The organism is Derxia gummosa DSM 723 (genome assembly GCF_000482785.1).
GTDB lineage: Bacteria > Pseudomonadota > Gammaproteobacteria > Burkholderiales > Burkholderiaceae_E > Derxia > Derxia gummosa.
Map to the genome: position 1 here is coordinate 1,087,601 of NZ_AXWS01000007.1, position 20,154 is coordinate 1,107,754.

Genomic DNA, 20,154 nt, shown 5'->3' on the forward strand with positions numbered 1-20,154 from the left:
AGAGTCATCGCGCACCATCGCCGGTGACGAGAACCACGATCGTGCGCAGCAGGATCTTGAAGTCGAACCAGATGCTGCTGTTCTCGACGTAGTGCTTGTCGAGCTCGACACGTTCCTCGTAGGTGGTGTTGTTGCGGCCGCTGACCTGCCACAGGCCGGTGATGCCGGGCGTGACCGACAAGTAATGGAAGCGGGCGCGACCGTAGCGGTGCAGCTCCTGGGCGGTGACCGGACGCGGGCCGACGAGGGCCATGTCGCCCATGATCACGTTCACGAGCTGGGGCAGTTCGTCGAGGCTGGTCTTGCGCAGGAACCTGCCGATCGGGGTGATGCGCGGGTCGTTCATGAGCTTCTGGTCGCGCGCCCATTCGGCGCGTGCGGCCGGGTCGCGCGCCAGCAGTTCCTGGAGCACGCTCTCCGAATCCGGGACCATCGAGCGGAACTTGAGGCAACGGAACATGCGACCGTCGCGGCCGACACGGTAGTGGCCGAAGAAGATCGGCCCCTTCTCGAAGGCCATGAGCAGCACCAGCACCAGGAAGACCGGGCTGATCGCGACGAACACGAGGGCGGCGGCAAGCCGGTGCAGCAGGCTCTGGAGCAGCACATCGCGGCCGGGCTGCGTGGCCGGCAGGGCCCGGAATTGCGACAGGGAGGATGCGAGCACGGCAGTCATGAACAGCTCCTTCAGGCAATGAATCCGGAATTGCAATTCGAATCGGGCGAATGCAATTGCGCATTCATCAAATGATTCGGCTTTGGTTCTCGACATTGCCGCATGAAGAAAAGCGGAAAGTCGAAGGCCAATTTCACGAAACCCGGCCGGATTGATCACATCAATGAGTGACGCCCGGGAACTTTTCTGGAAGCTTTGGCGGAACTGATTTTTCCATGGGGAATATCTGGATTGATACCGCCCCGAGATTGCAGCGCATCGAAAATGTGAGTCAGTTCATGCCGAATCCGAAGTGACTTGCGGCGGCGCAGCAGCCCTCCGAAGTCACGGGGAGATTTCGCGGAAGTCCCCCGAGTGGGGTTTAGGTGGCGTCCTGAGCCGGACTCCGCATAACGACAGTTGGTGTGTACTTGCGTCGCAACGGATGCCGAGTCGATACCGGGAAACGGCTCCTGATTGCGCATCGCAGCAATGCCGGGCATTGCTGCGGGCGATCATCGAAATTGCATGCGTTCAGCTTCATGTCAGCATTCGGGGCGCATTTTCGACGGTTCCATACCCACCCGAACTCCGTCATGGCTTCCGATTCCCGCGTTCTCAATTCCGCCCTGCGCAGCAGGATCATGTCGGCCGAAGAGGCGGCCGCGCTCATCCCGTCCGGCGTGAACGTCGGCATGAGCGGCTTCACCGGCGCGGGCTATCCGAAGCAGGTCCCGGCGGCGCTGGCCAAGCGGATCATGGATTCGAACCTCAACGGCAAGAAGTTCAAGATCGGCGTGTGGACCGGCGCCTCGACCGCGCCCGAACTCGACGGCGCGCTCGCGATGGTCGATGGCGTCGAGATGCGCCTGCCCTATCAGTCGGACCCGATCTGCCGCAAGCGCATCAACGCGGGCGAGATGGAATACATCGACATCCACCTGTCGCACGTGGCGCAGTCGGTGTGGTTCGGCTTCCTGGGCAAGCTGGACTGGGCCGTGATCGAGGTGGCGGGCATCACCGAGGAGGGTCATCTGATCCCGGCCTCGTCCATCGGCAACAACAAGACCTGGCTCGACTGCGCCGACAAGGTGATCCTGGAGGTGAACTCCTGGCAGCACCCGGCGCTGGAGGGCATGCACGACATCTATTACGGCACCCAGCTGCCGCCGCACCGCAAGCCGATCCCGCTGGTGCGCCCCGACGACCGCATCGGCGAGCCTTATCTCAAGGTGGACCCGAGCAAGATCGTCGCGATCGTCGAGACCGACCTGAAGGACCGCAACTCGGCCTTCACGCCGCCTGATCAGGCGTCAAAGCAGATTGCCGGCCACATCCTCGAATTCTTCGAGCATGAGGTGCGCAAGGGTCGCCTGCCGCGCGAGCTGCTGCCGCTGCAATCCGGCGTGGGCAATATTGCAAACGCTGTCATGAACGGCCTCAACGAAGGCCCGTTCGACAACCTCACGGCCTACACCGAGGTGCTCCAGGACGGCATGCTCGACATGCTGCGCTCGGGCAAGCTGACGAGCGCGTCGTCCACCGCGCTGTCGCTGAGCCCGGCCGCACTGGCCGAGCTGTACACCAACATCGACGACTACCGCCGCCGCATCGTGCTGCGCCCGCAGGAGATCTCGAACCATCCCGAGCTGATCCGCCGCCTTGGCGTGCTGGCGATGAACGGGATGATCGAGGCCGACATCTACGGCAACGTGAACAGCACGCATGTGATGGGCACGCAGATCATGAACGGCATCGGCGGCTCGGGCGACTTCGCGCGCAACGCCTACATCTCGATCTTCATGACGCCGTCCACCGCCAAGGGCGGCGACATCAGCTGCATCGTGCCGATGGTGTCGCATACCGACCATACCGAGCATGACGTGCAGGTGATCGTGACCGAGCAGGGACTGGCCGATCTGCGCGGCCTGAGCCCGAAGCAGCGCGCGAAGGTGGTGATCGAGAACTGCGCCCACCCCGATTTCAAGCCGGTGCTCAAGGACTACTACCGTCGCGCAAACAGCTACGCCGCCGGACGGCACACGCCTCATCTGCTCGAAGAGGCGCTGAGCTGGCATCTTCGCTACCTGCGCAGCGGCAAGATGCCGCGCGACACGGCCGATGAACTGAGCGAGCGCGTCGGTGGTGCCACCAGCCCGCTCGCCCGGGCTCCGCAATGACGCTTCCGCAAGACATCGAACTCACCCGCCTCGACGGCAGCACGACCACGACCGGCGACTTCGCCGGCAAGGTGCTGCTCATCGTCAACACCGCGAGCCGCTGCGGCTTCACGCCGCAGTACGAGGGCCTGGAGAAACTGCACGAGACCTACGCCGCGCGCGGACTCGTGGTGATGGGCTTTCCGTGCAACCAGTTCGGCCAGCAGGAGCCGGGCGACGCGGCGGAGATCGGCGCGTTCTGCTCGACCAAGTTCGGCGTGGGCTTTCCGATGTTTGCGAAGGTCGAGGTGAACGGCGAACGCGCGCATCCGCTGTATCGCCATCTGAAGTCAGCCGCGCCGGGGCTGCTCGGCATCGAGGCGATCAAGTGGAATTTCACCAAGTTCCTGGTCGCGCGCGATGGCCGCGTGGTGTCGCGCCATGCACCGACCACGTCACCGGAATCGCTGGTGGCGGAGATCGAAGCGCTGCTCTGACACGCAGGGCATGCGGGCGCGGGCGAATCGCCGCGCCGCCCGGCAAGGGCATGCCCGCCACGGCGACGCGACCGTCCGGCCGCGCCTGATGACGGCGCACGCACCCTCCGGGCGCGCCCTCAGGTGTCCGAAGCCAGCACGCTGCGCATTCCGCCTTCGGCCTTGGCCCGATAGAGGGCGCGATCGGCGCGGTCGAACAGCGCCGCGATGCTTTCCGAACCAACCGGAAACAAGGCCACGCCAACGCTCGCGCCGACTGCCGCCGTGCTCTCGTCCCCGGCGGGCAGCGGCTCGGCCATCGCATCGATGATGGCGCGCGCCGCTTCGGCGACGGCCATCGGCCCGTCCACCTCCGGCAGCACGAGCGCGAACTCGTCGCCGCCGAAGCGCGCCACGGTATCGCCGGGTCGGCCGACCAGACTCAGCCTGCGCCCGACCTGACGCAGCAGATCGTCGCCGGCGCGATGGCCGAGCCGGTCGTTCACTTCCTTGAAGCCATCGAGGTCGATCAGCAGCAGCGCACCGTGATGCCCGCGCCGCCGCGCCAGCGCCACCGCCTGGGCGAGCCGGTCGTCGAACAGGCGGCGATTGGGCAGGCCGGTGACGCGGTCGATCGTCGCGAGCGCGACCACGCGCCGGTGCCCGACCGCGAGCCGCCAGGTCAGCACGCCGACCAGCAGCGCCATGCCCTGGGCGAGCGCCACGAGTTGCCAGGGCAGCGCGGTGCGGCTGGCCCAACCTCCGGTCGGCCGGGCCGCGATCTCCCAGCTGCCGCCGCCGGGCAGCGGGTAATCGACCAGCACCGGCTCGTCGCCGAACACCTCGTCGTCGCCCGCGAAGGCCTTGCTGGAAGCGCCGGTGCCGTCGGTGCCGCGCAGCGCCACGTCGTAATAGCGGGTGTCGGCGCGCGCCACGACTTCCGAGAACAGCACATCGGCATTGATCGCGAGCGACACCACGCCCCAGTAGGCATGCGCCGCGGCTTCGCCGCCAGCGCGGAACACCGGCGTGCGGCTCACCAGCCCGAGGCCGCCCTGCACCAGCCGCAGCGGGCCGGCCACCACGGTGCGCCGGGTCTGGATTGCGCGCAGCACGGCGTCACGCTGCTCGGGCTTGTCGAGATAGCTCAGGCCCAGCGCAGTCTCGTTGCCGGCGAGCGGATAGACCTGCCGGATCACGTTGTCGGGCGCGAGCGCCACGTTGCGGATGTAGGGGCTGCTCGCCACCAGCCGCTGCGCGACCAGCGCGAACTCGGTCTCCTCGATGCCGCCGCGCACCGCCACCACCGCGCCCAGCGTCTCGGGAATGGCGAGCACGTTGTGCAGCTGGCGGTCGAGCTGGTCGCGCACGCGGAACAGCGCCGCCTGGGCCTCGGCGCGTCGCTCGACCACCAGCCGGTCGCGCACGACATGCGACACCGTCAACACCAGCGCCGAGGCCAGCAAGGTGGCGACCAGCCCGACAAGCGCGGGCGTCGCGGCGAGGCGGAGCAGGCGGTCGCGGCGCGAGGCGATCGAGTTCATGGAAGGACAAGGACGGGAAAGGGCGCCGATTGTGCTTGACCCTGGCCGGACTCAGGCAATCCCTCCCCAGCGTGGTGCGCAACGGATGCGGCCTGCGGCACGCCCCTCCGATAAGGCGGTGGCATCGGCATGACGGACGGCGACCGGCTCGCACCATCGAAAGCTTCATGAAACTATCGGTTTCACCTGTCGGCGCGGGTTCCGCCTATCGTCCGGGCCAATCCCGCTGTGCCTTCTGGCAGCGCTCTTGCTCCAACGCACCGCATGTTCGACCGACTCCGACTTCATGCCGTCTGTTCCGCCTGCCTGGGCGCGCTCTTCCGCGCGCCCGGATCGACGCGGCACGGGCTGATGGCGATGGTGCGGATCCTGGTCGTCGCGCTGGCGGTGTTCACGGTCGAGCATCCCGCGTTGGCCGAAGACTTCGAGGAAGAGGTCGAGGCCGAGCTGTCGCTGGCCAAGGTCGCCTTCGGCGAGAGTCATGAAAGCACCGCATCCCCCGCGCCGGGCGCCAGCCCGGCCGTTCCCCAGGCTCCGGGCGAACTGCCCGACATGGGCCTTCCCCTGCCCGTCGCGGCGCAACTGCCGGCGCTGATCGACATCGCCCCGCCGGCGTCCTCCCCCAGCCTCGCCGAACCCTTCATCCGGCCCTTGCTGCGCCCTCCGATCGTCTGATCGCCGCGCGACCCGCGTCGCCCGGCTGGTGGACCGCCGTGCGCCTTGTCCGCGCTTGGCGGCCCGACCGCTCGGCGCGATGCCGGGCCTGACGCGCGCCGAACCGGCCCGCGACGCCTTCCGGCACGCAGCGCCGACACGGCCGCGCCTTCCGGTGCCGCAGATCCGGCCGTGCCGGTCGCGTCCGCCTTCGCCCTGATGCCGCCCGGCCCTGCCGCGCGCCATCGCCGGCAGTCCGCTCGTGCACCGGCGCCGACGCCGCATTCCGAGCCGAAGCCGCGCCTGTCCGCGGCCGCCGTCCCGACTCCCGACCGCTTTCCAACGAGAAGACACCATGCCCCGCGCCCTCCCGCGCCCGACGCGCCTCGCGCTCGCCGGCCTCGTCGCCGGCCTGTTCGCCGTCGCCGTCCAGGCCCAGACCCCCCCGCCCGCCGACAGTCCGCTGTCCGACGCCACCCTGCTCGTGCAATCCGCGCTCGCGATGCCCGATGCGCAACCCGCCCCCGCCGGCGGCCGCTACACGCTGCGCCAGCTCGTCGAACTGGCGCGCGGCGCCAACCCCGGCCTCATCGCCGAGCGCACGCGCATCGACGCCGCGCTCGCCGACGTGACCACCGCCCGCGCCTTCCCCAATCCGCAGATCGAGGCGCTGACCGGCCAGCAGACCGCGCGCATGGCCGACTCGGCCGCCGGCCGCAGCAATTCGTACTCGCTGACCCAGCCGCTCGAATATCCGTCGCAGCGCGGCGCGCGCATCGGCTCGGCCGAGGCCGCGCTCGACAGCTCGCGCGCGGGCGTCGGCGCCATCACGATCGACTACGTCGCGCTCGTGAAGCTGCGCTACTACGACGTGCTGCGCCGCGACGCCGAACTGCGCAACGCGCGCGAGGACTTCGCGCTCGCCGACCAGATCCGCCAGCGCGTCGAGGTGCGCGTCAAGACCGGCGAATCGCCCAAGTACGAACAGATCCGCGCCGAGGCCGAATGGCTCAACGCCCTGCGCGCCACTCAGGCCGCGACGCTGCGCGTGCAGCAGGCCAAGGCCGAACTGCGGCGCGCCGTCGGCCCGGCGCTGCCGATGGAATTCGAGCTGGAAGGCGACATCGACACGCCGCTCGCCGCCAGCGGTGACGCGACGCCCCTGGCCGCCGCCGAGCCGCCGCCGCTCGACGCGATGCGCGCCCGCCTGCTCGACGGCCATCCGCAACTGGTCGCACTGCGCGCCGCCGTGCGGGCCGCCGAATCCCAGGTGGACTACCAGCGCAGCCTGCGCCTGCCCGGCCTGTCGCTGCGCGGCACCGTCGCGCGCACGCCTGACATCGGCACCAACCAGCTCGGCGTCGCGGTGACGATCCCGCTGTTCGACCGCCGCGACGGCCCCATCGCCGCCGCCCAGTCCGACCTCGCGCGCAGCCGCGCTGCCCTCGCCGCGCGCGAACTCGAACTCGACCAGGCCTTGCAGGTGGCCTGGCAGCAATGGCGCATCGCCAGCGGCCAGGTCAGCGCCTACGAGGCCGGCATCGTCCGCCAGGCCGAATCGGCGTTGCGCGTGGCCGAGGCCGCCTACCGCTACGGCGAGCGCGGAATCCTCGAATACCTCGACGCCCAGCGCGCCTACCGCCTCGCCCGCAATGAACTCAGCGCCGCCCGCTACGACCTGCGCGCGGCCCTCGTCGAACTCGAACGCCTCCAGGCGCGCAGCGAATAAGCCATGAACACGACCCTCTTCCGCACCAGCCTCATCGCCCTCAGCCTCGCCGCCGCACTCGCCGGCTGCGGCAAGGACGCCAGTACCGAAGCCGCCGCCGGCACCGAGCAGGCCGCCGCCGCGCCATCCGATCCCAATCTCGTGACCGCGCCGCCCGCGCTCGCCGGCCAGCTCAAGACCGTCACGGTCGGCAAGACCGCCGTGGCCGAGCCGCTGCATGTCGTCGGCCGCATCGACTTCGACGAGCAGCGCGTCGCGCGCATCGGCGCCAACGTGACCGGCCGCGTCACCGAACTCATGGCCCTGCCCGGCCAGCAGGTCGCCGCCGGGGCGGTGCTGGCCCAGCTCAACAGCGCCGAACTCGGCACCGCCCAGCTCGCGCTGCTCAAGGCGCGCGCCCAGCGCGAACTCGCGGCCAAGGCCGTCGAGCGCGCCCGGCTGCTGCTGGCCGCCGACGTGATCGGCTCGGCCGAGCTGCAACGCCGCGAGAACGAACTCGGCGTGGCACAGGTGGAAGAACGCGCCGCGACCGACGCGCTGCGCGTGATGGGCGTGTCGCAGGCCGCCATCGGCCAGACCGCCAATACCGGCGCGATCACCTCGATCTCGTCGATTGTCAGCACGCTCAGCGGCGTGGTGGTCGAGCGCAAGGTGAACAAGGGCCAGGTGGTGCAGCCGGCCGAGGTGCTGTTCACCGTGGCCGACCTGTCGCGCGTGTGGGTCGTGGCCCAGGTGCCCGAGGCCCAGGTGGGCCGCGTCGCGGTCGGCCAGAACGTGAACGTTGACGTGCCGTCCAACGGCGTCGAGCCCATCACCGGCAAGATCGTCTGGGTAGCCGACATCGTGAATCCCGAGACGCGCACCGTCATGGTCCGCACCGAGGTGGACAACCCCAAGCGCCATCTCAAGCCGGCGATGCTGGCCAATCTCGTGATCGAGCCGCTGCCGGTCGAGCGCCTCGTGGTGCCGGCCGCCGCCGTCGTGCGCGAGGAGAACGAGGACTACGTGTTCGTGCGCACCGAGGGCGACAAGTACCGCCGCACGCCGGTCAAGCTGGCCGATGCCGTGGGCGGCGTGCGTCCGGTGGAAACGGGGCTGGTCGGCGGCGAGGTCATCGTCGGTGAAGGCGCCTTCCACCTCAACAACCAGCGCAAGCAGGAAGCGGAGGGCGGCCAGTGATCGAGTCCCTGATCCGCGGGGCGCTGGCGCAGCGCCTCATCGTCGTGGTGGTGTCGGTGATCCTGCTGGCCTTCGGGCTGAACGCGGCGCGCAAGCTGTCGCTCGACGCCTTCCCCGACGTGACCAATGTGCAGGTGCAGATCGCCGTCGAGGCGGCCGGCCGTTCGCCTGAAGAAGTCGAGCGCATCGCCACCGTGCCGGTGGAAATCGCGATGACCGGCCTGCCCGGCATGGTCGAGCTGCGTTCGCTCAACAAGCCGGGCCTCGCGCTCATCACGCTCGTGTTCACCGATGCGACCGACGTGTACTTCGCGCGCCAGCTCGTGATGGAGCGGCTCATCGAGGTATCGGGCCGGCTGCCGGTCGGCATCACGCCGGTGCTCGGGCCGGTATCGACCGGTCTCGGCGAGGTCTATCAGTACACGCTCGCGCGGCCCGACGACGGCAAGCGCGCCCTGACGGCCGAGGAGCTGACCGAGCGCCGCACGACGCAAGACTGGGTGGTGCGGCCGCTGCTGCGCTCCATTCCCGGCGTGGCCGAAATCAACTCCCAGGGCGGCTATCAGAAGCAGTACCAGGTGCTCGTCTCGCCCGACAAGCTGCGCTACTACCACCTCACGATCCAGCAGGTGTACCAGGCGCTCGCGAGCAACAACGCGAATTCGAGCGGCGGCATCCTGCCGCAGTACGCCGAGCAGTTCCTGATCCGTGGCGTCGGCCTCGTGCAGAACCTGGAAGACATCCGCGACATCGTGCTCAAGGAGTTCGAGGGCACGCCGGTCACGATCGGCGATGTGGCCGAGGTGAAGATCGGCACTGCCGTGCGCGTCGGCGCGGTGGTGAAGGAAGGCAATACCGAGGCGGTCGGCGGCATCGTGATGATGCTGCGCGGCGGCAATGCCAAGGAGGTCGTGGCGCGCATCAAGGACCGCGTGGCCGAGATCAACGACAAGGGCATGCTGCCCGGCGAGCTGCGCATCGAGCCCTACTACGACCGCTCCGAGCTGGTCGATGCCGCCGTCATGACGGTGGTGAAGGTGCTGATGGAAGGCGTGGTGCTGGTGGTCGTGGTGCTGCTGCTCTTCCTCGGCGACGTGCGCTCCTCGCTCATCGTCGTGGCGACGCTGGTGCTGACGCCGCTGCTCACCTTCATGGCGATGAACCATCTCGGCATCTCGGCCAACCTCATGTCGCTCGGTGGTCTGGCCATCGCCATCGGCCTCATGGTGGACGGCTCGGTCGTGGTGGTGGAGAACGCCTTCGCGCATCTGGCGCGGCCCAATCCCGGCGAGAGCCGCATCCGCGTGATCTTCAATGCGGTGAAGGAAGTGGCGACGCCGGTCATCTTCGGCGTGGGCGTGATCATTCTCGTGTTCCTGCCGCTCATGACGCTGGAGGGCATGGAAGGAAAGATGTTCGCGCCGCTCGCGTTCACGATCGCCATCGCGCTGTTCTTCTCGCTGGTGCTGTCGCTCACGCTGTCGCCGGTGCTGTCGAGCTATCTGCTCAAGGTGAAGCCGCACGACCATGGCCCCGACTATGTGGAAACCGGCGACGAGCACGACACCTGGCTCATCCGCAAGATGAAGAAGCCCTACGTCGCCCTGCTCGCCTGGTCGATGGACAACGCGAAGAAGACGGTGGTGATAGCGCTTGCAACGCTCGGCCTCACCGCGAGCCTGCTGCCCTTTCTCGGCAGCGCCTTCATCCCCGACATGAAGGAAGGCTCGATCGTGCCCAACATCATCCGCGTGCCCAACATCAGCCTCGACGAGTCGATCAAGATGGAGATGCAGGCGATGAAGGCGATCATGACCGTGCCCGGCGTGAAGACCGCCGTGTCGGGCGTGGGCCGCGGCGAATCGCCGGCCGATCCGCAGAGCCAGAACGAATCGACGCCGATCGTCTCGCTGGTGGACCGCGACGAATGGCCCGACGGCTGGACCCAGGACGACTTCGCCGACGCGATCCGCGACAAGCTCGCGGCGCTGCCCGGCGTGCAGATCGTGATGTCGCAGCCGATCGCCGCGCGCGTGGCAGAGATGGTGACCGGCGTGCGCGCCGACATCGCCGTCAAGGTGTTCGGCGACGACCTCCAGGTGCTCAAGGCCAAGACCGACGAGATCGCCCGCGTGGCCCAGGGCATCCAGGGCGCGCGCGACGTGCGCGTGGTCGAGCGCATCACCGGCCAGCAGTACCTCCAGATCCAGATCGACCGCCAGGCCATCGCGCGCCAGGGCCTGAACGTGAGCGATGTGCATGACGTGATCGAGATGGCCATGGGCGGCAAGGCCGCGACCGACATCTACGAGGGCGAGCGCCGCTTCTCGGCCATCGTCCGGCTGCCGGAGAACTACCGCAACGACGTGGAAGCGATCCGCCGCGTGATCGTGACCGCGCCCAACGGCGCCCAGGTGCCGCTCGCGAGCATCGCGAAGATCGAGGTGACGGACGGCCCGGCGCAGATCAGCCGCGAGCTGGCCAAGCGCCGCGTGGTGGTGGGCATCAACGTGTCGGGCCGCGACCTGGGCGGCTTCGTCGCCGAGTTGCAGCAGGCGGTCGGCCAGAAGGTGAAGCTGCCCGAGGGCTATTACCTGGAGTGGGGCGGCCAGTTCCAGAACATGGAGCGGGCGCTGGGCCACCTGAGCATCATCATCCCCATCACGGTGGCGGCGATCTTCTTCCTGCTGTTCCTGCTGTTCCGCTCGGTCAAGATGGCCTCGCTCATCATCCTCGTGCTGCCGTTCGCGTCGATGGGCGGCGTGATCGGGCTGTTCCTCACGGGCGAGTACCTGTCGGTTCCGGCGTCGGTGGGCTTCATCGCGCTATGGGGCATCGCGGTGCTCAACGGCGTGGTGCTCGTCAGCTACATCCGCGGCCTGCGCGAGCAGGGCAGCAGCGTGATCGACGCGGTCAAGAACGGGGCGCGCATGCGCTTCCGGCCGGTGATGATGACCGCGACGGTCGCGATGCTCGGCCTCATCCCCTTCCTGTTCGCGACCGGGCCGGGCTCCGAAGTGCAACGCCCGCTCGCCATCGTGGTGATCGGCGGTCTCATCACCTCCACCCTGCTCACGCTCGTCATGCTGCCCACGATCTACAAGTGGTTCGACGACGCCCCCGAAGCCGACTGAGAGGACTGCGCCATGAAGGAAATCAACGCCGTGTTCGGCCCCCAGCGCCTGCCCACCGTGCGCGACGCGCTGCGCCGCGCGCCCGGTTATCCGGGCATGACCGTGTTCAAGGCCGAGGGGCATGCCGCCCCGACGCCGCAGGCGAGGCACAGCATCAAGGAGGAGCTGAAGGACTCGCTGCCGCGCGTGCGCATCGAGATCATCGCGCCCGACGAGGTGGCCGAAGGGTTGTTCGACACGCTGGTCAACGCGGTGTCGGTCGGCTCGCCGGGCGACAGCGTGGTGTGGATCTGCGACGTGGAGCGCGCCGCGTTCGTGCACAAGACGGTGTGATGACGGGCGCGCGACCGCCATCGGGCCGGGCGCGCGCCGCATCACCTGCCCGCGCGTCGGTGATCGCCGACGATGGCCCCGGAATCGGCGCCGCCGCGCGGGCAAATCGCCGAAGTCGGGCTATCATCGCGGCCTTCGCTTCGGCGATGACACCCAGAGCGGGTGTAGTTCAATGGCAGAACGGCAGCTTCCCAAGCTTCATACGAGGGTTCGATTCCCTTCACCCGCTCCACTCCCCGCATTGCCTCCCGTCGCCGCCAGCGCTTCCGGCCGGCCCAGCATCCCCTTGAAGTACCCGATCGTCCGCCGCAGCCCTTCGTCGAGTTCGACCGTCGGCCGCCAGTCGAGCAGTTCGTGCGCGCGCGAGATGTCGGGCCTGCGCTGGCGCGGATCGTCAGACGGCAGCGGCCGGAACACGAGCTTCGACGTCGAACCGCTCAGCTCGATGATCCGCGTCGCCAGCTCGATCATCGTCATCTCGTTCGGGTTGCCGAGGTTGACCGGGCCGGTCACGTCGTCGGGCGTGTCCATGAGCCGCATGAGGCCGTCGATGAGGTCGGACACGTAGCAGAAGGAGCGCGTCTGCCGGCCGTCGCCGAAGATGGTGATGTCCTCGCCGCGCAGCGCCTGCATCACGAAGCTCGACACCACGCGACCGTCGTCCGGATGCATGCGCGGGCCGTAGGTGTTGAAGATGCGCGCGACCTTGATGCGCAGCCGGTGCTGGCGCCGGTAGTCGAAGAACAGCGTCTCGGCGCAGCGCTTGCCCTCGTCGTAGCAGGAGCGGATGCCCACCGGATTCACGTTGCCCCAGTAGGCCTCGGTCTGCGGATGTTCGGCCGGGTCGCCGTACACCTCGCTGGTCGAGGCCTGGAGGATGCGGGCCTTCACGCGCTTGGCGAGGCCGAGCATGTTGATCGCGCCGTGCACGCTGGTCTTGGTGGTCTGCACCGGATCGAACTGGTAGTGCACCGGCGAGGCCGGGCAGGCGAGGTTGTAGATCTCGTCCAGCTCGACGTACAGCGGGAAGGTCACGTCATGGCGCATCAGCTCGAAGCGCGGATTGCCGAGCAGGTGCGCGATGTTGTCGCGCGTGCCGGTGAAGAAGTTGTCCACGCAGAGCACGTCGTGCCCGCGCTCGACCAGACGCTCGCACAGATGCGAGCCGAGAAATCCGGCGCCGCCCGTCACGAGCACCCGCCTGCGCAATCGCTGTCCGCCCATGGTTGCCAGCACTCCCTTCGCCGTGGTCGATGCGGGCGACCTTGCGCGCCGGCGGCGGGTGGCGTCACGCGCGGCAACATCCGGAAGCGAGCCGGCGACGCGGGAGGCCGCTGCTATCATCCGTCCCCTTTCCGGACGATCCGCGACGGTCGCGCGGGGCCTGTTCAAAGGCCCGCGCCGGCACTGGCCGAGGCCCGTCCAGGCGGCCGTTCCGCCTGGGGCGCGGCCCGCGCCGACAGCGTCGCGGCCCGCCTTCCGAAGCCCGCGCGGCCCCGCGTCGCGCCCCGCCCTGCAAGCCCATGACCGTGCTCGACATCCTCATCAACGGCGAAGCCCAGCGCCTCGCGCCCTGCACCGTCGCCCAGCTGCTGGCCGATCGCGGCCTCGCGGGCAAGCGCGTGGCGGTCGAACGCAACGGCGAGATCGTCCCGCGCTCGCGCCATGCCGATACCGCGCTGGCGGCGGGCGACCGCATCGAGATCGTGGTCGCCGTCGGCGGCGGCTGATGCGAGGCCGCCGCCCTTGCGGGCTGCCGTCACGGCAGCCGCCCGCCAACGCCACCGGCCCGAGGCCCGACCACGCCGTCGCGGGCGCCACTGGCCCGATGCCCGCCCGCGCGCTCTCTGGCGCCATCGCGCTGCTGCTCGCCGCCTGCGCCGCGCCCGGCCCCGGTGTCGATGACGCCACCGCGCCCGCGAATCCCGACACCACGCCCGTCGCGCCGGTCATCGCGCCGCCGCCCGCGAGCCACAACGACCGGGGCCCGCGCCCGCCGGCCCAGGCCACGCGCACCATCGTGTTCGTGTGGGACGGCTTGCGCCCCGACGCCATCAACCCCGACGACACGCCCAACCTCGTCGCGCTGCGCCAGCGCGGCGTGTGGTTCGCCGACCATCACGCCACCTTCCCGACGTTCACGATGGTGAACGCCGCCAGCTTCGCCACCGGCGCCTATCCGGCCGGCAACGGCTTCTGGGGCAACACGCTCTGGGCGCCGGGCGCGAGCGGCAATGACGCGAGCGGCCGGCCGATCGACTTCCGCCAGCCCGTCTTCACCGAGGACTGGGGCGTGCTCGACGCGCTCGACCGCGCGAGCAACGGCCGACTGCTGCGCGTGCCGACGCTGTTCGAGACCGCCCAGCAGGCCGGGCTGAAGACGGCCGTCGTCGGCAAGTCCGGCCCCGCCTTCCTGCAGGACCGCAGGCGCGGCGGCATCGTCATCGACGAGAACGCCGTCTTCCCGCTCGACTTCGCCCAGCAGCTGCGCCGCGACGGCGTCGCCCTGCCGCGCAACACGCCGGTCGCCCACGGCGGCCAGCCCGCGCTCGCGCCCGACAACGGCAACCCGACGGCCTTGGCGCCGGTGGCGACCGTCAAGCTGCGTGGCGGCCTCGTCTCGGGCGACCCGACCGACAGCTCCGGCCCACGCGCCACCGCCGCCAACAAGGCGCTGCTCGGCCTCTATCTCGACCAGGTGCTCGCGCGCCGCGCGCCCGACCTGAGCCTGATCTGGCTGCGCGAACCCGACAGCACCGAGCACGCCTACGGCCCCGGCAGCGCCAACGCCAGGCTCGCGCTGCGCGCCCAGGACGAACGCCTCGGCGAACTGCTCGCGCGGCTCGCCGAACTGAAGCTCGACGCCAGCACCAACGTCATCGTCGTGTCCGACCACGGACACAGCAGCGTGGGCGGCTCGCCGCAACTGTTTCCGCCGCGCGTGATCGCCGACGGCAAGCTCGACGGCATCGCCACCGACGGCCAGACCGGCTGGCCGGTATCGGGCGAGGCGCGCACGGCCGAACTCATCGCGCGCGCGCGGCTCGGCATCGCCGCCTTCGACGGCGCCGGCTGCCAGACCTCGGCGATGGCCGGCCTGCGCCGCAACGGCAGCAATGTCTATCCGCTGCTGTTCGACGCCAGCGGCGCGCTCTGCGGCCAGCCGCGCACGCAATACCAGACGCGCAGCTACAAGCTGCCCGCGACGCTGCCGCCCAACGCGGTCGTGATCGCGGCCAACGGCGGCGCCGAATACCTCTACGTGCCGAGCGGCGACAGCAATCTCGTGCGCAAGCTGGCGACCTTCCTGCAATCCCGTGAGGAATACGGCGCGGTGTTCGTCGCGGCGCGCCACGGCAGGATCGCCGGCACGCTGCCGCTGTCGGCGGTGCGGCTCGAAGCCGAAGGCGGCGATGCCGAATCCGGCGGCGCGCCGGCCGACGGCGCCGCGACCGGCCCGGGCAACGCCGCATCGGCGGCAGGGGCGGCGGGCGCCGCCCCTGGCACGACCGGCCGCGCCGCCGGCAACACCGCCGCGCGCGCGCCCTTCGCGCCACGCACGCCCGACATCGTCGTGAGCTTCGATTTCGACGCCGGCGCCGTCGTCGGCGACCTGCCGGGCACGATCCAGTCGAGCTTCCTCAACTCGCGCGGCATGCACGGCAGCTTCAGCCCGGTCGATGTGCATAACACGCTCATCGCCGCCGGCCCCAGCTTCAAGGCCGGCGGCGTCGTGCAGCAGCCCTCGGGCAACGTGGATGTGGCGCCGACCGTCGCCTGGCTGCTCGGCCTGCGCATGCCGCGCGCCGACGGCCGCGTGCTGTTCGAGGCGCTCGCGAAGCCGCCGTCGGGCTCGGTGCCCGGCGCGGCGGTGGCGGCCAGCGTCGCCGCCACGCCCGCGACCGGCCTGCGCTTCGCGCTGCCGACGAGCGCCGACGGCGCAGACCTCGACCGCAACAAGACCGGCCGCCACGAGACGACGCTGAACTTCAAGGACCTCAGGCTGCCTGACGGCCGCACGCTGCGCTACTTCGACCAGGCGAAGGTGCAGCGAAAATGAACCTACAGCCGCGCGCCTGACGCGCGCTCCCGAACCCACAGGCTCCGCCGCCCCACCGAGGACAAGCCCATGACCACGCTCAACATCGGCAAGCACCGCTTCACGTCGCGGCTGCTGGTCGGCACCGGCAAGTACCGCGACTTCGAGCAGACCCGCGCCGCCATCGACGCCAGCGGCGCCGAGGTCGTGACGGTCGCCATCCGTCGCACCAACATCGGCCAGGACCCCGGCGCGCCCAGCCTGCTCGACTTCCTGCCGCCGTCGCAATTCACGCTGCTGCCCAACACCGCCGGCTGCTACACCGCCGACGACGCGATCCGCACCCTGCGCCTCGCGCGCGAGCTGCTCTCCACCGACAGCCACGACCACACGCTCGTCAAGCTCGAAGTGCTCGGCGATCCGCACACGCTCTACCCCAACATGGCCGAGACCATCGAGGCGGCGAAGGTGCTGGTCAAAGAAGGATTCGAGGTGATGGTTTATTGCAGCGACGACCCGATCGCCGCCAAGACGCTCGAAGAGATCGGCTGCGTGGCCGTCATGCCGCTCGCCTCGCTCATCGGCTCTGGCATGGGCATCCTCAACCCGTGGAACCTCCAGCTCATCCTCGACAAGGCCAAGGTGCCGGTCATCGTCGATGCCGGCGTCGGCACCGCGAGCGATGCCGCGATCGCGATGGAACTCGGCTGCGACGGCGTGCTCATGAACACCGCCATCGCCGCCGCGAAGGACCCGGTGCTCATGGCCAGCGCGATGCGCAAGGGCGTCGAGGCCGGCCGCGAAGCCTTCCTCGCCGGCCGCATGCCGCGCAAGCTCTACAGCGCCACGCCGTCGTCGCCTACGGGCGGCCTCATCACACCGTCGCGCTGAGGCCAGGATGCAGCTCCCGCAGGACCCGCAGCAGGAAGAACCCGGCCACAGCGACGGCATCCTCAAGCGCGGCGTGCGCAGCTTCGTGCTGCGCGCCGGCCGCGTCGGCCCGGGCCAGCAGCGCGCGCTCGACGAGTTCGGCCCGCGCTATCTGGTCGAGTACGCGGCCGACAAGCCCTTCGACTTCCCGGCGCTGTTCGGCAACGCCAACCCGGTGATCTTCGAGATCGGCTTCGGCATGGGCGGCAGCACGGCGCAGATCGCGCAAACGCTTGCAGACACCAACACCCTCGGCTGCGAAGTGCATCTGCCGGGCGTGGGCGCGCTGCTCAAGCTCGCGGGCGAACAGGGCATCACCAACCTGCGCATCGCCCGGCATGACGCGATCGAGGTGCTGCGCGACATGGTGCCGGACGGCAGTCTCGGCGCGATCCACGTCTTCTTCCCCGACCCCTGGCACAAGAAGAAGCACAACAAGCGCCGCCTGATCCAGCCGCCCTTCGTGGCGCTCGCCGCGCGCAAGCTCGCGCCCGGCGGCCGGCTGCATTGCGCGACCGACTGGCAGGAATACGCCGAGCAGATGCTCGAAGTGCTGTCCGCCGAACCGGCGCTCGACAACACCGCTGACGGCTACGCCCCCAAGCCCGACTACCGACCGCTGACCAAGTTCGAGAACCGCGGCCTCAAGCTCGGCCACGGCGTCTGGGACCTGGTGTTCCGCAAGCGCTGACGAGTGCCGGCGCAAGGCCGGCGCCATGAAGCCGCGCCTGCGGCGCTCTTTCGGCCATCCGGGCCGCGCGATGGCGCGGCACCTCCCGGTTCAATCCCTGGCACGCGGCCGCATCCCGGCGCCCTTGGCACGCGGGATCGTGGCGCGGATCTCGCGCACGCCGGGCATCTCCCTCACCGTCCAGCGCACGATCGGCACGCCGGCCGAGGCGAGCGCGTGGTCCTTCTTCGCGTCGGCGGCCTGACGCTCGGGCAGGTCGTGGCTGGCGTCATCCAGTTCGATGACGGCGGCGATGCTCGAATCCGGATGGCAGATCACGAAGTCCAGGCTCATCCGGCTGATGCGGTTGAACCATTCGCGCTCGTCATGCCCCTCGTCCACCGCGAGCACACGCGACAGCTGCACCTGGGCATGGATCTGGTGATCGGGCAGCGCGCGCAGCAGGCGCTCGTACAGACGCTGCTCGGGCGCCGTCATGAGCACCCGCGCGTGATAAGGCCAGCGCTTCTCGCGCCGGAGGAACCAGACCAGCAGGGCGATGGCAGCAAGCGCTGCCAGCACCGCGCCCGCGAGCAGCAGCGGGCTGTTGAACGACGACATCGACTGCGACTTCCGTGAGACAGGCCCGCGCACCTCGCGCGGGGGGCGCGATTGTGCCTGCGTCCAAGCCGTCGACAAGCGGGTCTTGCGCGGTTTGGCACCACCGACCTGCGCCGACTGCGTGGAGTGACACCAGGCGGCACCCCGACGAGGACATCGCAGTCCCATTTCGGCAATCGGCGGGACATAGAGATGAATGTCGGCGCCGACGCCTCGGACATGACTGCCTTGCTTGCCAGTGCCACTGCCCGAAAACACGATCACGGAGGTTCGCCCTCTCGCCTCGTCGGGCAGTGCGATTCCAAGAAATCACAATTCCAGGAGCACTCACTTGCGAGCCCGATACACGTTCGCGGCAATCGTCGCGACCCTGAGTCTTGTCGATGTCGCCCTGGGTCAGACGGTACCGATCGGGAATGTGCTGCCCCAGATCCCGGAACCCCGTCCCGACTTCCGCCGCGACACCCTCCCGCCCGAACAGGCCGCGCCCGTCGCGCGAGAACTGGGCAAGCCCGACGACGACATCACGATCGACGTGACGGACTACAGGATCGAAGGCGGCCCTCCCGAACTCGCAGCGCTCGCCAAGGACATCACCCGCGGCTTCACCGGTCCGCATCGGCATTACGAAGACCTGATCAACGCCGTCAATGCCGTCACGCGGCATCTCCAGGGAGAGCTCGGCTACTACCTCGGCTATGCCTACCTGCCCGAGCAGGTTCCGGAGAACGGTGTCGTGCGCATAGCGGTGCTCGAAGGCTGGCTCGACCGTGTGGACGTGGTCTGGCCAGCCGAGCCGCTGCCGGTCGATCGCGAAGTCGTCCAGCGCTACCTCGACCACTTCGTGCCCGGCGCGGTACTGACCGTGCGCGAGGTCGAGCGGACCATCTTCCTGCTCAACGACCTGCACGGCATCAGCGTGCGCTTCGAGGTGAGGTCGGGCAGCCGGCCGGGCACCGCGCGGCTCGTGGCCCATCCTGTCGCCGAGCGCAACCTGGCGGCCCGCGTCGACATCGACAACTTCGGCTCGCGCTACTCGGGCCTCATGCGCGCGGCCGTGGGCGCCGACTGGGCCAGCCCCGGCGGCCGCGGCGACAAGCTCTCGGTCAACGCGCTGACGACCACCGACGCCGGCCTGCGCTTTGCGCTCGCGGGCTATTCGCGCCCGGTCGGCGATGACGGCCTGAAGATCGGCGCGACCTTGTCCTTCGTCGAGTACGGGCTGGACCGGACGCTCCTGCCGCTCGATCTCCACGGTCATGCCTTCGCGAGCACGGGCTATGCGCTCTACCCGATCGTCCGGTCGCGCAACCTCAACACCTTCGTGCTCGCGAGCATCGAGCAGAAGTCCTACTCCGACGCCCAAGGCGCAAACGGCATCGACACCGACAAGCACACCAACTCGCAGTCGCTTTCGCTGTCGGGCGATTTCCGCGACAGCCTCGCGGGCGGCGCCGTCAGCACCTACGAACTGAGCTACTCGACGGGCAAGCTCATCTACGACTCGCCGCGCCCCGCCGGGCTCGACAACCCCGAGCGCTACGCCAAGGCCAACTACGCCTACACGCGACTGCAATCCGTCATTAACGGCCGGCTGCTCGGCTACCTGAACCTGCGCGGCCAGCGCGCCCGCACCAACCTCGACACGACCGAACAGTTCCGCATCGGAGGGCCCGAAGGCGTGCGCGCCTTCGCGCCGGGCGAAGGCACGGGCGACGAAGGCGTGCTCGTCACGGGCGAACTGCGCCTACTGCCGCCCGAGGCCCTGCTCGGCAGCCTGGCGCGCGAGTTCGTCGTCAGCGCCTTCTACGACTGGGGGCGCTGGCGCGCTCGCCGCGACGAGAGCGGCCAGCCGTCCAGCTTCATCAATCACGGAATCCTGTCCGGCGGCGGCGTCGGCGGTGCCTGGGAAGGCGGGCGCGACTTCATCGCCAAGGCCAGCGTGGCCTGGCGGGGCCGGGGCGCCGCGGTCGCCGACCCGAGCAACCGCAACCCGCGCATCTACTTCCAGCTGACCCGCAAGTTCTGATC

Annotated in this window: 16 protein-coding genes and 1 tRNA gene; 13 read left to right on the forward strand and 4 right to left on the reverse strand. The window is 69.5% G+C overall.

Annotated features, from left to right (window positions below; all coding sequences use genetic code 11):
- Positions 1-4: 4 nt before the first annotated feature.
- Entirely contained in the window at positions 5-676 is a 672-nt protein-coding gene (locus H566_RS0105900; protein WP_028310715.1) for a sugar transferase, read from the reverse strand.
- Positions 677-1,251: 575 nt separating this feature from the next.
- Here H566_RS0105900 and scpC point away from each other — a divergent pair.
- On the forward strand, positions 1,252-2,835 hold the full coding sequence (gene scpC / locus H566_RS23225) for a succinyl-CoA:acetate CoA-transferase ScpC (RefSeq protein ID WP_084544796.1): 1,584 nt from the start codon (positions 1,252-1,254) through the stop codon (positions 2,833-2,835).
- Entirely contained in the window at positions 2,832-3,311 is a 480-nt protein-coding gene (locus H566_RS0105910) for a glutathione peroxidase (RefSeq protein WP_028310716.1), read from the forward strand. The genes scpC and H566_RS0105910 overlap by 4 nt, the downstream gene beginning before the upstream one ends.
- A 119-nt stretch (positions 3,312-3,430) precedes the next feature.
- On the opposite strand, the gene H566_RS23230 is transcribed toward H566_RS0105910, so the two are convergent.
- A complete protein-coding gene (locus H566_RS23230) occupies positions 3,431-4,834 on the reverse strand; it encodes a diguanylate cyclase domain-containing protein (RefSeq protein WP_051378119.1) in 1,404 nt (467 codons plus the stop codon).
- Positions 4,835-5,098: 264 nt separating this feature from the next.
- On the opposite strand from H566_RS23230, the gene H566_RS23235 reads away from it, so the two are divergent.
- From H566_RS23235 to H566_RS0105945, 6 genes are all read left to right on the forward strand, one after another.
- A complete protein-coding gene (locus H566_RS23235; RefSeq protein ID WP_028310717.1) occupies positions 5,099-5,509 on the forward strand; it encodes a hypothetical protein in 411 nt (136 codons plus the stop codon).
- A gap of 334 nt (positions 5,510-5,843) precedes the next feature.
- Positions 5,844-7,217, forward strand: coding sequence for a TolC family protein (locus H566_RS0105925; protein ID WP_028310718.1), 1,374 nt, complete (start codon positions 5,844-5,846; stop codon positions 7,215-7,217).
- Between the two features lie 3 nt (positions 7,218-7,220).
- Entirely contained in the window at positions 7,221-8,396 is a 1,176-nt protein-coding gene (locus H566_RS0105930) for an efflux RND transporter periplasmic adaptor subunit (protein WP_084544797.1), read from the forward strand.
- A complete protein-coding gene (locus tag H566_RS0105935) occupies positions 8,393-11,530 on the forward strand; it encodes an efflux RND transporter permease subunit (RefSeq protein WP_028310720.1) in 3,138 nt (1,045 codons plus the stop codon). Before H566_RS0105930 ends, H566_RS0105935 begins: the two co-directional genes overlap by 4 nt.
- A 12-nt stretch (positions 11,531-11,542) precedes the next feature.
- Positions 11,543-11,863, forward strand: coding sequence for a P-II family nitrogen regulator (locus H566_RS0105940; protein WP_028310721.1), 321 nt, complete (start codon positions 11,543-11,545; stop codon positions 11,861-11,863).
- 158 nt (positions 11,864-12,021) lie between these two features.
- Positions 12,022-12,095: transfer RNA gene (locus tag H566_RS0105945), tRNA-Gly, on the forward strand.
- On the opposite strand, the gene H566_RS27260 is transcribed toward H566_RS0105945, so the two are convergent.
- Entirely contained in the window at positions 12,062-13,087 is a 1,026-nt protein-coding gene (locus tag H566_RS27260; protein WP_156924297.1) for a UDP-glucuronic acid decarboxylase family protein, read from the reverse strand. The genes H566_RS0105945 and H566_RS27260 overlap by 34 nt on opposite strands.
- A 299-nt stretch (positions 13,088-13,386) precedes the next feature.
- On the opposite strand from H566_RS27260, the gene thiS reads away from it, so the two are divergent.
- The 4 genes from thiS to trmB all read left to right on the forward strand — a co-directional run bounded on the left by thiS (position 13,387) and on the right by trmB (position 17,523).
- Complete coding sequence (thiS, locus tag H566_RS0105955; protein ID WP_211238037.1) at positions 13,387-13,593, forward strand: sulfur carrier protein ThiS; 207 nt, start codon at positions 13,387-13,389, stop codon at positions 13,591-13,593.
- 98 nt (positions 13,594-13,691) lie between these two features.
- A complete protein-coding gene (locus tag H566_RS0105960) occupies positions 13,692-15,923 on the forward strand; it encodes an alkaline phosphatase family protein (protein WP_051378121.1) in 2,232 nt (743 codons plus the stop codon).
- Between the two features lie 69 nt (positions 15,924-15,992).
- Positions 15,993-16,793, forward strand: a complete 801-nt coding sequence (locus H566_RS0105965; RefSeq protein WP_028310725.1) for a thiazole synthase — start codon at positions 15,993-15,995, stop codon at positions 16,791-16,793.
- Positions 16,794-16,800: 7 nt separating this feature from the next.
- Positions 16,801-17,523 (forward strand): tRNA (guanosine(46)-N7)-methyltransferase TrmB, encoded by a 723-nt coding sequence (gene trmB, locus H566_RS0105970; RefSeq protein ID WP_028310726.1) that lies wholly within the window; start codon positions 16,801-16,803, stop codon positions 17,521-17,523.
- Between the two features lie 90 nt (positions 17,524-17,613).
- On the opposite strand, the gene H566_RS23240 is transcribed toward trmB, so the two are convergent.
- Positions 17,614-18,123 carry a DUF2726 domain-containing protein gene (locus H566_RS23240; RefSeq protein ID WP_084544800.1) on the reverse strand — a complete coding sequence of 170 codons (510 nt, stop codon included), beginning with the start codon at positions 18,121-18,123 and terminating at the stop codon, positions 17,614-17,616.
- A gap of 331 nt (positions 18,124-18,454) precedes the next feature.
- Here H566_RS23240 and H566_RS0105980 point away from each other — a divergent pair, with 331 nt between their 5' ends.
- Positions 18,455-20,152: a ShlB/FhaC/HecB family hemolysin secretion/activation protein gene (locus H566_RS0105980; protein WP_169732491.1), complete on the forward strand. Its 1,698-nt coding sequence runs from the start codon at positions 18,455-18,457 to the stop codon at positions 20,150-20,152.
- The last annotated feature ends 2 nt before the right edge of the window (positions 20,153-20,154 follow it).